8 protein-coding genes and 1 pseudogene are annotated in these 12690 nt (G+C 70.1%); 5 read left to right on the top strand and 4 right to left on the bottom strand.

What is annotated here, in order from left to right; translation table 11 throughout:
* Both A5692_RS07275 and A5692_RS07270 read right to left on the bottom strand, forming a co-directional pair.
* Window positions 1–566: pseudogene (locus A5692_RS07275) on the bottom strand (hypothetical protein); the annotation flags it as partial.
* Window positions 563–1651: a hypothetical protein gene (locus A5692_RS07270; RefSeq protein ID WP_068054020.1), complete on the bottom strand. Its 1089-nt coding sequence runs from the start codon at window positions 1649–1651 to the stop codon at window positions 563–565. The pseudogene A5692_RS07275 and the gene A5692_RS07270, both read right to left, overlap by 4 nt.
* A gap of 171 nt (window positions 1652–1822) precedes the next feature.
* On the opposite strand from A5692_RS07270, the gene trmB reads away from it, so the two are divergent.
* From trmB to A5692_RS07255, 3 genes are read left to right on the top strand one after another with little or no spacing between them, the layout of a single operon-like run.
* Complete coding sequence (gene trmB, locus A5692_RS07265) at window positions 1823–2602, top strand: tRNA (guanosine(46)-N7)-methyltransferase TrmB (protein ID WP_197514384.1); 780 nt, start codon at window positions 1823–1825, stop codon at window positions 2600–2602.
* A gap of 3 nt (window positions 2603–2605) precedes the next feature.
* Complete coding sequence (locus tag A5692_RS07260) at window positions 2606–3313, top strand: NYN domain-containing protein (protein WP_369830274.1); 708 nt, start codon at window positions 2606–2608, stop codon at window positions 3311–3313.
* Between the two features lie 60 nt (window positions 3314–3373).
* Window positions 3374–6253 (top strand): MMPL family transporter, encoded by a 2880-nt coding sequence (locus A5692_RS07255; RefSeq protein WP_068054014.1) that lies wholly within the window; start codon window positions 3374–3376, stop codon window positions 6251–6253.
* Between the two features lie 6 nt (window positions 6254–6259).
* Here the strand turns inward: A5692_RS07255 and A5692_RS07250 are convergent, their stop codons facing one another.
* On the bottom strand, window positions 6260–7417 hold the full coding sequence (locus A5692_RS07250; protein WP_068054009.1) for an AI-2E family transporter: 1158 nt from the start codon (window positions 7415–7417) through the stop codon (window positions 6260–6262).
* Window positions 7418–7574: 157 nt separating this feature from the next.
* Between A5692_RS07250 and A5692_RS07245 the strand changes: the two genes are divergently transcribed.
* On the top strand, window positions 7575–8744 hold the full coding sequence (locus tag A5692_RS07245) for a TIGR00374 family protein (protein WP_068054004.1): 1170 nt from the start codon (window positions 7575–7577) through the stop codon (window positions 8742–8744).
* Here A5692_RS07245 and A5692_RS07240 read toward each other — a convergent pair.
* Entirely contained in the window at window positions 8741–9262 is a 522-nt protein-coding gene (locus tag A5692_RS07240) for a hemophore (protein WP_068054001.1), read from the bottom strand. The genes A5692_RS07245 and A5692_RS07240 overlap by 4 nt on opposite strands.
* Before the next feature lie 321 nt (window positions 9263–9583).
* Between A5692_RS07240 and A5692_RS07235 the strand changes: the two genes are divergently transcribed.
* Complete coding sequence (locus A5692_RS07235; RefSeq protein ID WP_068053995.1) at window positions 9584–12613, top strand: MMPL family transporter; 3030 nt, start codon at window positions 9584–9586, stop codon at window positions 12611–12613.
* The last annotated feature ends 77 nt before the right edge of the window (window positions 12614–12690 follow it).

Genomic DNA, 12690 nt, shown 5'->3' with positions numbered 1-12690 from the left:
CGCTGCGCGACGGTCTTCAGCCGGAATTCCCAGGCCCGCAACCTGTTTCGGCGCGCCAGCGCCGGGTCGGCCAGTTGCGCCGAGAGGGTTTCCACCAGCTCGTCGACGTCCGGCTCGCCGACGTCGGGCAAGGCCGCCGCGCCCACCCAGGGCACGCCGCCGTACCGCGGCGCGTGCGCGGTCAGCGTCTCGCGGTTGGCGGCCAGCACGTCGTGCCACGCGCGGTGCACGTCGATCTTGGACACCACCGCGACGACCACGTCGGTGTGTGCGGCGGCGGCGTCCAGCAACGCGCAGTCGGAGGGCGTGAGCTGGGCTGCCGCCGAGACGACGAACACCACCGCCGTCGCCACCTCGCCGGGACCCAGCTCCGCCGACTCGACAAATTTCTGGTCCGGTAGCCGTTCGGTCAGCACCGCCGCCACCGCGCTGACCCCGGACATCCACGGTCCGGTCACCAGCACCACGTCCCGGCGGTGGACCGCGGGGGCGTCCAGCTCCGGTCCGATGCCCGCCACCAGCGCGTCAACCGCAGCCACTGGATCGTCGTGCGGCTCGCCGTTCACCGCCAGTCCCCCGGCGGCTGCGTGGGCAGCGATCCGCAGGCCTGCGACCACAACCGCATCGATCCCCGGGCGATGTCGGCGCCGCAGGCGCGGTGCAGGTCGCTGACCGACGCGCGGCTGTAGCGCTGCCACCGCACCGCGCGCGGCAGGTGCGTGGACGGGTCGCGGTCCCAGTCGGCGCGTCCCGAGTTGTCCGGGTCCAGCCCGGCCGCCTCGGCCAGGTCGACGGCGGCCGCCATCCGCGCGACCACGGTGTCGTCGTGGGACAAGAACGCACCGATCTTCTCCGCGGATTCATCCGGGCCGACGGCCAGCGCCTCCAGCTCCGCGACGGCGTCCAGCACCCGCTGGTAGCGCGCCTCGGCGCCGGCGATCGAGATGTGGGACAAGACGGCGTCGACACCGCTCGTCCGGCGGAGCAGGGCCCGCACCTGCCGGACCGTTCTGCCCTGCCGGATCGCGGCGACGGCGAGCGCGATGCCGAACAGGTCCAGGGTGTCCAACAGGCGAACTCGCACGTCGGCCGCCATCGGAATGTCGGCCGCCAGGAACCTGGCGAACGAACCGTCGAGCGCGGTGGCCACCCCTGGGTGCGCAGCCAGCGTCCGCAGCGCCGCCCACAGCGCGGCGTCGAGGTCGTCGAGCGCTGCGGCCGCGAGCAGGCCGGTCATCGGGACCATGGGCGCGCCCAGCACGGCCCCCAGTTCGGCGCAGCGGGTTCGCGCTACTGCGATCGGCCCGTCGCCGCGGGACAGGGACCCGGTCAGGTCGGCCTTGTTCAGCACCGCCACCACCGGGCGTTCAGCGCCGGCGATCGCGTCCACGTCCTCCGGCTTGACCACCTCGGCGATCACGTACACGAGGAGGTCGACGTCGCGGTCGTCGGCGCTTGTCACCGAGACGCCCACAGCGGCGCCGCCCAGCGCGCGGGCCACCGTGCCGCGGCCCACGCCGGGCCGCCCCCGGACGAGCACGCGCAGCGTGGCGGCCGTTCGCTCGGCGATCGCCGTCACGCGCGGGTCGGCGTGGCCGGCGGCGAAGCGCGCCAGCTCGTCGACGAAATCTTGGTGTCCTTGTCGCCTCATGTCCCCTCAAATGTCCTGCATGCGGTTCGACGGGCCCGACCCGGGGGCCGATCGGGTTCCAGCGAATGGTGGCACCTGCGTCACTTTGATGCGAGCCACCGTTTGACTGTTACCAGCTGAAGGCAACTGTTGGGTATCAATCTGGACCAGGGGCGGCTACATCACCGGTTTATGGGCCACCATGGACAAATGCATGCGCAACCCGGGGTGGAAGTGTGTCCCGACGCGCCGGAGCAGTCGGACGGGACGCGCAACCAGCGCCATCTTCCTGCATCGACCTTCCGCTCCCGACGTTCCGCCCTTTCCGACGCCCAGCGGCGGACCTGGGAGCGGCTGTGGCCGGAGCTGGGCCTGTCCCTGGGCGCCCCGGCACCCGAAGGGGCCGAGCCGCCGCTGGACACTCGGGCGTGGTTCGGTCGCCGCGCACCGCTGGTGCTCGAGATCGGTTGCGGCAGCGGCACATCCACCTTGGTGATGGCGAAGGAAGAGCCCGGGGTCGACGTGCTCGCGGTGGAGATCTACAAGCGGGGCCTGGCGCAGCTGCTGTGCGCGATCGACCGTGAGCACGTGGGCAACATCCGGTTGATCCGCGGCAACGCGCTCGATGTGCTGCAGCGGCTGATCGCCCCCGGTTCGCTGACCGGGGTCCGCGTCTTCTTCCCCGACCCCTGGCCGAAGGCCCGGCACCACAAGCGCCGGTTTCTGCAGCCGGGCACGATTGGCCTGATCGCCGACCGGTTACTCCCTGGTGGTGTCCTCCACGTCGCGACGGACCACCCCGGCTACGCCGAACACATCGGCGCCTGCGGCGATGCCGAGCCGCGGCTGCGTCGCGCCGGTCCCGGCGCCGGGCTGCCGATCTCGGTGGTGCGGCCGACCACCAAATACGAGTCGAAGGCCCACGAAGCGGGCAGCGCCGTGACCGAATTCATCTGGCTACGACATGAGTAGGCGATGACCATGAGCCTGGCGGAAGAAAAGACCGCGGCAGATCCCCTGGCGGCGTTGCCCGACGACTCGCTGGGCAGCTTCTCGCCGCCGGGCGGGCGCGTCCTGCTGGTGTGGGACGCACCCAACCTCGACATGGGGCTCGGCTCGATCCTGGGCCGGCGGCCCACCGCCCTGGAGCGGCCGCGGTTCGACGCCCTGGGGCGCTGGCTGCTGGGGCGCACGGCCGAGGTCAGCGCCGCCCGGCCGGGTGTGGTGGTCGAGCCCGAGGCCACCGTCTTCACCAACATCGCACCGGGCAGCGCCGAAGTCGTGCGGCCCTGGGTCGACGCCCTGCGCAACGTGGGGTTCGCGGTGTTCGCCAAGCCGAAGATCGACGAGGACAGCGACGTCGACCGCGACATGCTCGCCCACATCGAACTGCGGCGCAGCGAAGGGCTGGCGGCGCTGGTGGTGGCCTCGGCCGACGGGCAGGCGTTTCGGCAACCGCTGGAGGAGATAGCGCGCAGCGGGGTCGCCGTCCAGGTCATCGGATTTCGCGAACATGCGAGTTGGGCGCTAGCGTCGGATACCTTGGACTTCGTTGACCTGGAAGACATCAGCGGTGTGTTCCGGGAGCCGTTGCCGCGAATCGGGCTGGATTCGCTGCCTGACCAGGGAGCATGGCTGCAGCCGTTCCGGCCGCTGTCCGCTCTGTTGACCGCGCGTGTGTGACACTGGCTTGGAAACCGAAAGACACCACGCGGGTCGTTAACGATCCAGTAAGGAGCTTGCGTGTTCGCCTGGTGGGGTCGAACTGTGTACCGGTACCGGTACATCGTGATCGGGGTCACGGTAGCTCTGTGCCTGCTGGGTGGCGTGTTCGGGATGAGCCTCGGCAAGCATGTCACACAGAGCGGCTTCTACGACGAGGGCAGCCAATCCGTGAAGGCCTCGGTGCTGGGTGACCAGACCTACGGCCGCGACCGCACCAGCCACATCGTCGCCACCTTCACCGCCCCGCAGGGCAAAACGGTCGACGACGCGTCGTGGCGCGACAAGATCGTCGCCGAGCTCAACAAGTTCAAGGCCGACCACCCCGACCAGGTCGTCGGGTGGGCCGGCTGGCTGGCGGCCCCCGAGAGCACCAACCCCCTGATCAAGGGCATGGTCAGCGAGGACAAGAAGCACACCTTCGTGTCCATCCCGCTCAAGGGCGACGACGACGACAGCATCCTCAACAATTACAAGGCCATCGCGCCCGACCTGCAGAAGCTCGACGGCGGCACCGTGCAGCTGGCCGGACTCGAGCCCATCGCCAACGCCCTGACCGGCACCATCGCCACCGACCAGCGCCGTATGGAGGTCCTTGCGGTCCCGATGGTGGCGGTGGTCCTGTTCCTGGTGTTCGGCGGCGCGGTCGCGGCGGGCCTGCCCGCGATCGTGGGTGGGCTCAGCATCGCGGGCTCGCTGGGCATCCTGCGGCTCGTCGCCGTGTTCGGGCCTGTGCACTATTTCGCCCAGCCGGTGGTGTCGCTGATCGGCCTGGGTATCGCGATCGACTACGGGCTTTTCGTGGTGAGCAGGTTCCGGGAGGAGATCGCCGAGGGCTACGACACCGAGACCGCCGTGCGGCGCACCGTGATGACGGCCGGGCGCACCGTGACGTTCTCTGCGGTCCTGATCATCGCGTCCAGCGCCAGCCTGCTGGTGCTGCCGCAGGGCTTCGTGCACTCGCTGACCTACGCGATCTTCGCCGCGGTGGGGCTCGCCGCGTTGCTGTCGATCACGTTCCTGCCGGCCTGCCTGGGCATCCTCGGGCGCCACGTCGACGCGCTGGGCGTGCGGACCGCGTTCCGGGTGCCGTTCCTGCGGAACTGGAAATGGTCGCGGGCCTACCTGAACTGGCTGGCCGACCGGCTGCAGAAGACCAAGACCCGCGAAGAGGTGGAGGCCGGCTTCTGGGGCAAGCTGGTCAACTGGGTGATGAAGCGGCCGCTGGCCTTCGCCATCCCGATCGCCGTCGGCATGATCCTGCTCGTCATCCCGCTGAGCAACCTGTCGTTCGGCGGCATGAGCGAGAAGTATCTGCCGCCAACCAATTCCGTGCGCCAGGCGCAGGAACACTTCGACAAGCTCTTCCCCGGCTACCGCACCGAGCAGCTGACAATGGTGATCCAGAGCACCAACGGCAGCAAGGTCACCGACCAGCAGGTCGCCGACATCCGGAACCGGATCTCCTCGATCGGCGGGTTCACCGACAAGACCTGGGAGGAGCGGCCGTGCCCGACCATCGCGGGCAACCCCTGTGTCGCCGGACCGAACGGGACCACGGTGCCCAAGGACGGCTCGGTGCGCGTTATTCAGAACGGCCTGGTCAATAAGAACGACGCCGCCAAGAAGATCAGCGAGCTCCGGGCGATAAATCCGCCGAAGGGCCTCAACCTCTATGTCGGCGGCACCCCCGCCCTGGAGCAGGACAGCATCCACAGCCTGTTCGACAAGGCTCCGCTGATGCTGGTGTTCCTGCTCGGCGCCACGCTGCTGTTGATGTTCCTGGCGTTCGGATCGGTGGTGTTGCCGGTCAAGGCGGTGCTGATGAGCGCGCTGACACTCGGGTCGACGATGGGCATCCTGACGTGGATCTTCGTCGACGGCCACCTGTCGGGCGTGCTCAACTTCACCCCGACCCCCCTGATGGTGGTGGTGATCGCGCTGGTGGTCGCGGTGGGCTTCGGCCTGGCCACCGACTACGAGGTGTTCCTGGTGTCGCGGATGGTCGAGGCGCGCGAACGCGGCATGTCGACCGCCGAGGCCATCCGGATCGGCACCGCGACGACCGGGCGCCTGATCACGGCCGCCGCCCTGGTGCTGGCCGTGGTGGCGAGCTCGTTCGTGTTCTCCGACCTGGTTCTGATGAAATACCTGGCGTTCGGCCTGATGGCGGCGCTGCTGTTGGACGCGACCGTGGTCCGCATGTTCCTGGTGCCGTCGGTGATGAAGCTGCTCGGCGACGACTGCTGGTGGGCCCCGCGCTGGGCCCGGCGGCTGCAGAACAAGATCGGGCTGGGCGAGATTGACCTGCCCGACGAGCGCAAGCGGCCCACCCTCAACGGGCGGCCCGCGCGGCCGCCGGTCGGGGCCAGCCTGGTCGCCGCTGCGCCGCGCCCGCCACACGACCCCACCCACCCCGCCGCACTCGAACCGTCGCGCGCGACGCGTCCGGGGCCGGCCGAGTCCAAGCCCGCACCGGCCGACACCGCCGGCACCACCCGCCTGCAAACCAGACCCGGTCAGCCGACGGAGGCCAAGACGACTCGCCTGTCCGTGCCCACCGCCGCCCCGGCCACCCCCGCATCAGGAGGCCACGAACGGCCGGCCACCCCGGCGCCGGCCCGTCCGCCCGCGCCGGGCCCGGCCGCGCCGCCGCCACCACCGTCGAGTGGCCAAACCCGGGCGATTCCGGTGCCCACCAACCGCACCGACGACCAGGCCGATGCGGCCGAACCCACCACCGCGTTCCCGTCGATGCGGTCGGAGGGCGCCGACTCCGACGCGGCCACCGAGAAGTTGAACTCCCCCGGCCAGGGCGAGAACGGTGACGCGCGCCAGCGCCGTCGCTCCGGCGGCGGCCTGTCCGCCCAGGACCTGCTGCGCCGCGAGGGACGGCTCTAAGACCGGTTAGCGGCCCGAGCCCGACTTGGCCTCGGGCTCGTCGGGTTCCGCCTGCAGGATCGCGCCGCCGGATCCGGCCTCCTCGGTCTGCTTCTCGGCCTCGGCGGCCGGATCCGGGGCGAGCAGCACCTGCATGGCGTTGTTGAGGAAGGCGACCGTCGGCACGGCCAGCAGCGCGCCGACTATTCCGCCGAGCACGCCGCCCGTGGAGATCGCCAGCACCACCCCGAGGGGGTGGATCGACACCGCGCGGCCCATCACCAGCGGCTGCAGCACGTGGGCCTCGAGTTGGTTCACCGCGATCAGCAGACCGAGCGTGATCAGCGCGTACACGATGCCCTTGGCCAGCAGGGCGACCACCACCGCCACCAGGCCCGAGATCAGGGCACCGACGAGCGGGATGAACGCGCCCAGGAACACCAGCGAGGCCAGCGGCAGCGCCAGCGGGATGCCCATGATCGCCAGGCCGGTGCCGACGCCGGCCGCGTCGGTCAGGGCCACCAGGAACGTCGCCCGCACGTATCCGGTCAGCGATCCGTAGCCGGCGCGGCCCGCCTCGCTCACCCGGTCGCGGACGTCGGCCGGGAAGATCTTGGACACGTAGGCCCAGATGTTGCGCCCGCCGTAGAGGAAGAAGATGAGCGTGAACAGCACCAGCACCGCCGCGGTGACCAGCTCGGTGATGGTGGCCGCGGTGGACAGGGCGCCGCTTTCCAGCTTCGCCTGGTTGTTGCGCAGCGCCTCGATGGCGGCATTGCCGGCGTTGTCGATCTGTTCGCTGCGCAGGTGGGCGGGCCCGTGGATGAGCCAGCGCCGGGTGGACTCGATGCTGCGGGTCACCTGTTCGGTCAGGCCCGGCACGCCGTCGATGAACTGGATGACGACGAACGCCAGGATGCCGCCCAGGATCGCGAACCCGCCCAGCAGCACCAACGTCACCGCCCCGCCGCGGGGCAGGCCGCGCCGGTCGAGCCAGTCCACCACCGGCAGCAGCAGCGCGCTGAGCAGCAGCGCCACCAGCACCGGGACGACGATGACCTCGAGCCGCTTCACCACCCACAGCAGCGCGATCAGCGCGGCGAGGATGACCAGCAAACGCCAGGCCCAGGCTGCGGTCTTACGGACAAGGGGTTCGACCGAAGCGTCGTCGGTGTTTGCCGGCATTGGGTGAGCCTATCCGGCGCGGGGCACCGCCAAACCTGCGAAGACCCGCCCGGACACCGGGCGGGCGGGTCCGCGTCGGCACGATCCGGTTACGACGGCGACACGGTCGGAGCTGCGCGGCGATGCCCGCGCCACCTGCACCGTTACCCTAAAACACGTGTCGCATGACGCACCTGCCCGCAATCTCGACTTCCCGCGCGAAGAGGCCCAGCGCGGGAAGTACTGGTGGGTCCGCTGGGTGATCCTCGGCATCGTCGCGATCGTGCTTGCCGTTGAGGTCGCGCTGGGCTGGCATCAGCTGGCCAAGGCCTGGACGAGCCTGTACGAGGCGAACTGGTGGTGGCTGCTGGCGTCGGTGGTGGCGTCGGCCGCGTCGATGCACAGCTTCGCGCAAATCCAGCGCACGTTGCTGCGATCGGCCGGCGTGCACGTCAAGCAACTGCGATCCGAGGCCGCCATCTACGCCGCCAATTCGCTGAGCACCACGCTGCCCGGCGGGCCGGTGCTGTCGGCCACGTTTTTGCTTCGGCAGCAACGGCTTTGGGGCGCTTCGACGGTGGTGGCGTCGTGGCAGCTGGTGATGGGGGGCGTCCTGCAGGCCGTCGGGTTGGCGCTGCTGGGGCTGGGCGGGGCGTTCTTCCTCGGCGCGAAGAACAACCCGTTCTCGTTGCTGTTCACCCTGGGCGGCTTCGTCGCGTTGCTGATCCTCGCCCAGGCGGTCGCATCGCGGCCCGAGCTGATCGACGGCATCGGCTGCCGGGTGTTGTCCTGGGTCAACTCCGTCCGGGGCCGGCCCGCCGACACCGGCCTGGACAGGTGGCGCCAGACGCTGATGCAGCTCGAATCGGTGAGCCTGGGCCGGCGCGACCTGGGCGTGGCGTTCGGCTGGTCGATGTTCAACTGGATCGCCGACGTGGCCTGCCTCGGCTTCGCGGCGTACGCCGCCGGGGACCACGCGTCGGTCGCCGGGCTCACGGTGGCCTACGCGGCCGCCCGCGCCGTCGGCACGATACCGCTGATGCCGGGCGGGCTGTTGGTGGTGGAGGCGGTGCTGGTGCCCGGGCTGGTGTCCAGCGGCATGTCGTTGCCCAACGCCATCTCGGCCATGCTGATCTACCGGCTGATCAGCTGGTTGCTCATGTCCGCCATCGGCTGGGTGGTGTTCTTCTTCGTGTTCCGCACGGAGAACGTCACCGTCCCGGATGACGAGGAGACCGCGCCGGCGGCCGAACCGACGGCGCCTCAGGGCCGGCCCGCCGGCGATCCGACCGAGACCGCCCTGCAGGGCCCGTTGCCGCCCGACCGGAGCGCGGAAACCGAAAGCTAGCCGGCGGTGTTGCCGCGCGGCGGGCCCGACAGCGGGCTGGCCGGTGCGGCGGGACCCGTGGCGGCTGGCGGCAGCGCTCCCGCCGCGTTGCCCGGCAGGGCGGGCAGACCACCGGCCGCGCCCTGCGCCTGCTGCATCATGCCCATCGCCTGGGACGGCGAGATCGGCAGCTTGCACTGCAGCGACAGGTTGGTCAGCGGCTGGGCGATCGACGTCATGTCGCCGGCGACCTTGGGGTTGGCCTCGAAGTAGGACTTCAGGCCGGTCATCGACTGCGGTCCCGCCTGCTGCTGCAGCATCGAGGTCATCGTCTGGTTGGTCTCCGGGTGGGAGTCCAGGTAGTCGCCCATCGACTTGGACACCGAACCGATCGTCCGGGCGACTTCGCTGGCCGCGCACGGGTCGTTGGCGCCGGTCGCCGGTGGGCCCGCCAGGACCGCCAGCGCGGCGCCCGGCAGGGTGGCGGCGATGAGCCCGGCGAAGATTCTGCGGCGCCCGGTCGCGGTGCCTCTCGTCATGGAAACTCCTTCACGGTTTGCGACTTCGCGCGCAGCACGGGCGCCTCGCAAATAGACGGCCTTAACGATCGCGGAGTTCCCCAGGGTCCCGCGGGCCATCCGACATCCTGCCATCGCCGCCGGCACCCCTGCCAGCCCGCGTGAGCACGTGTGAGGAAAATCCCGCCCGGTAACCGGTTCACAACGACTTGGCAGCGTCTTGGCAACAAGCCCGTCGTTGCAGCTCAGCTGCCAGAAAGCACACATGATCCACAGGCCACTGCGGTATCCTCGCCAGCACGCGTAAGCGACTCACGGGGAGTGGAAGAAATCCAGCAGTTAATGATGCGCCTCAGCCGCAGCCTGCGTAAGTACCGCTGGTTGGTCTTCACCGGCTGGTTGCTGGCTTTGGTTCCGGCGGTCTACCTCGCCCTGACGCAGTCGGGGAACCTCACCGGCGGCGGTTTCGAAGTGGCCGGTTCTCAGTCGCTGCTCGTGCACGACCAGCTCGAGGAGCTCTACCACGACCAGGGGTCGTCCTCGCTGGCCCTGGTGGCGGCCCCCCGCCCGGACGCCAGCTACTCCGACATCAACGACGCTGTCGCGCTGCTGCGGCGGACCGCCGCCGAGGTCCCCGGCGTCTCGGAGGTGCCCAACCCCGCCCAGCGGCCGCCGCAGCCGGACCGGCCGTACGTGCTGTCCCTGCGGCTGGATTCGCGGAACACCAGCGACGTGGCCAAGCAGCTGCGTAAGAAGGTCGGCGTCAACGGCGATCAGGCCGGCCAGACCGCGGATGGCCGGGTGCGGCTGTACGTGATCGGGCAGGGCGCCCTGTCCGCGGCCGCGGCGCAGAACACCAAGCACGACATCGCCGCGGCCGAGCGGTGGAACCTGCCGGTGATCCTGATCGTCCTGCTCGCCGTGTTCGGCTCGCTGGCCGCCGCCGCGATCCCGCTTGCCCTCGGTGTCTGCACGGTTGTGGTCACCATGGGCCTGGTCTATCTGCTGTCGGCCTACACGACCATGTCGGTGTTCGTGACGTCGACGGTGTCCATGTTCGGGATCGCGCTCGCCGTCGACTATTCGCTGTTCATCCTGATGCGCTTCCGTGAGGAGCTGCGCTCCGGCCGCGAGCCGCGGGAGGCCGTCGACGCCGCCATGGCCACGTCGGGGCTGGCGGTGGTGCTGTCCGGGATGACCGTCGTCGCCTCCCTTACCGGGATCTACGTGATCAATACCCCGGCGCTGAAATCGATGGCGACCGGAGCGATCCTGGCCGTCGCCGTCGCGATGCTGACGTCGACCACGTTGACCCCGGCCGGGCTGGCGACGTTCGGCCGATCGGCCGCGAAGAGGTCGGCCTTGCTGCACTGGTCGCGCGGGCCGGAGGGGGGCCAGTCCCGGTTCTGGAACCGCTGGATCGGCTGGGTGATGCGGCGGCCCTGGATATCGGCGCTGGCGGCAGCGCTGGTCCTGCTCGTCATGGCCGCGCCGGCGTCCTCGATGGTGCTGGGCAACAGCCTGCTGCGCCAGTTCGACTCGGCGCACGAAATCCGTGCCGGCGTGGGCGCCGCGGCCGAGGCCCTGGGTCCCGGCGCGCTGGGCCCGATCCGGGTGCTGGTGACCTTCCCGGACGGCGGCGCCGCCTCCCCCGAACACGGCCAGACCATCAGCGCGATCCGGCAGCGAATGACGCAGGCGCCCAACATCGTCTCGGTGGCGCCACCGCAATTCGCCGAGGACAACGGCAGCGCCATGCTGGCCGCGGTGTTGTCGGTCGACCCGGAGGACATGCGCGCCCGCGAGACCGTCGGCTGGATGCGAGCGCAGCTGCCCAAGGTGCCCGACCGCGGGACGGCGCGAGTCGACGTCGGCGGCCCGACCGCGCTGATCAAAGACTTCGACGATCAGGTGTCCAAGACCGAGCCGCTGGTGCTGGCGATCGTCGCGCTCATCGCATTCGTGATGTTGCTGGTCTCGGTCCACTCGGTGTTCCTGGCGCTGAAGGGCGTCCTGATGACCTTGCTGTCGGTCGCGGCCGCCTACGGCAGCCTGGTGATGGTGTTCCAGTGGGGCTGGCTGAAGGATCTCGGGTTCGCCCAGATCAGCTCGATCGACAGCACGGTCCCGCCGCTGGTGCTGGCGATGACGTTCGGGTTGTCGATGGACTACGAGATCTTCCTGCTGACCCGCATCCGGGAACGCTTCCTGCACTCCGGCAACACCCGCGACGCGGTGGCCTACGGCGTGAGCACCAGCGCCCGCACCATCACCAGCGCGGCCCTGATCATGATCGCCGTCTTCGTCGGCTTCGCGTTCGCCGGCATGCCGCTGGTCGCCGAGATCGGCGTGGCGTGCGCGGTGGCGATCGCGGTGGACGCCACCGTGGTGCGGCTGGTGCTGGTGCCGGCGCTGATGGCGATGTTCGCGCAGTGGAACTGGTGGCTGCCGCCGTGGCTGTCCCGGGTCCTGCCGTCGGTCGACTTCGACCGGCCGTTGCCCGCGGTCGACCTGGCCGACGTCATCGTCATCCCGGACGACATATCGGCGCTCACGGCGCCCAACGCCGACCTGCGGATGGTGATCAAGTCGGCGGCCAAGCTCAAACACCTGGCGCCCGACGCCATCTGCGTGACCGATCCGCTGGCCTTCACCGGCTGCGGCCGCAACGGCAGCCAGCGGCAGGCCGCCCTGCTGCAGTCGGCTGACCAGGACCGGGGCCGGGATCCCGGCCAGATTCCGCATCAGGTCAACATCGAGGACGAGAAGGCGGGCGTCGACGACCGGAAGACCAACGGCCACACCAACGGCGCCCCGGGAGCCAAGAAGCGGGTCGGCGGGCTGGCGTCACGCAACGGCATCGCCAAGGCGATCGTCGGGGCGGACCGGCCCGTCCACCCGGTCACGTTGTGGCGGGGCCGGCTCTCGGTTGCCATCGACGCGCTGGAGAGCGACACCGACGCCGCGGACCGGCCGGCGTACGAGCGGCTGTGCCCGGTGGAGACCACCCACGTGCAGCTGCCCACGGGCGACCGGTTGCTGGTCCCTACCGGCGCCGAGACGCTGCGCCTCAAGGGCTACCTCATCATGTGCCGTAACAGCCGCCGCGATTACGCCGACTTTGCCGATATGGTTGAAACGTTGGAGCCCGAGACCGCCGCTGTGGTGCTGTCCGGTATGGACAGGTACTACTGTTGTCAGTCGCCCAGGCGGCAATGGATCGCCAGCCAGTTGGTGCGTCGACTCGCTGATCCCGATCCCTGGGATTTCGACGACGAGCAGGGGTCTGACGCCGACGCCCACTCGGACTGGGAGGAGATCAGGCAGCGCTGCCTGTCGGTGGCCGTGGCGATGCTGGAGGAGGCGAGGTGACGTTGGCACCTGACCGACGCCCCGCGCCGCCGCAGCGGGAAACCGAGCCGCGTGGTCGCGACGCCGCGCCCAACCAG

It is taken from the genome of Mycobacterium sp. E342 (genome assembly GCF_001667665.1).
Lineage (GTDB): Bacteria > Actinomycetota > Actinomycetes > Mycobacteriales > Mycobacteriaceae > Mycobacterium.
The sequence above is the reverse complement of the archived record's forward strand: the minus strand, read 5'-3'. Positions and strand labels throughout refer to the sequence as shown.

Excerpts from the sequence above, each read along its gene's own strand:
- A5692_RS07270 (WP_068054020.1), bottom strand. The coding sequence starts at position 1,651 with ATGAGGCGACAAGGACACCAAGATTTCGTCGACGAGCTGGCGCGCTTC.
- trmB (WP_197514384.1), top strand. The coding sequence starts at position 1,823 with ATGGGCCACCATGGACAAATGCATGCGCAACCCGGGGTGGAAGTGTGT.
- A5692_RS07260 (WP_369830274.1), top strand. The coding sequence starts at position 2,606 with ATGACCATGAGCCTGGCGGAAGAAAAGACCGCGGCAGATCCCCTGGCG.
- A5692_RS07250 (WP_068054009.1), bottom strand. The coding sequence starts at position 7,417 with ATGCCGGCAAACACCGACGACGCTTCGGTCGAACCCCTTGTCCGTAAG.
- A5692_RS07240 (WP_068054001.1), bottom strand. The coding sequence starts at position 9,262 with ATGACGAGAGGCACCGCGACCGGGCGCCGCAGAATCTTCGCCGGGCTC.
- A5692_RS07235 (WP_068053995.1), top strand. The coding sequence starts at position 9,584 with ATGATGCGCCTCAGCCGCAGCCTGCGTAAGTACCGCTGGTTGGTCTTC.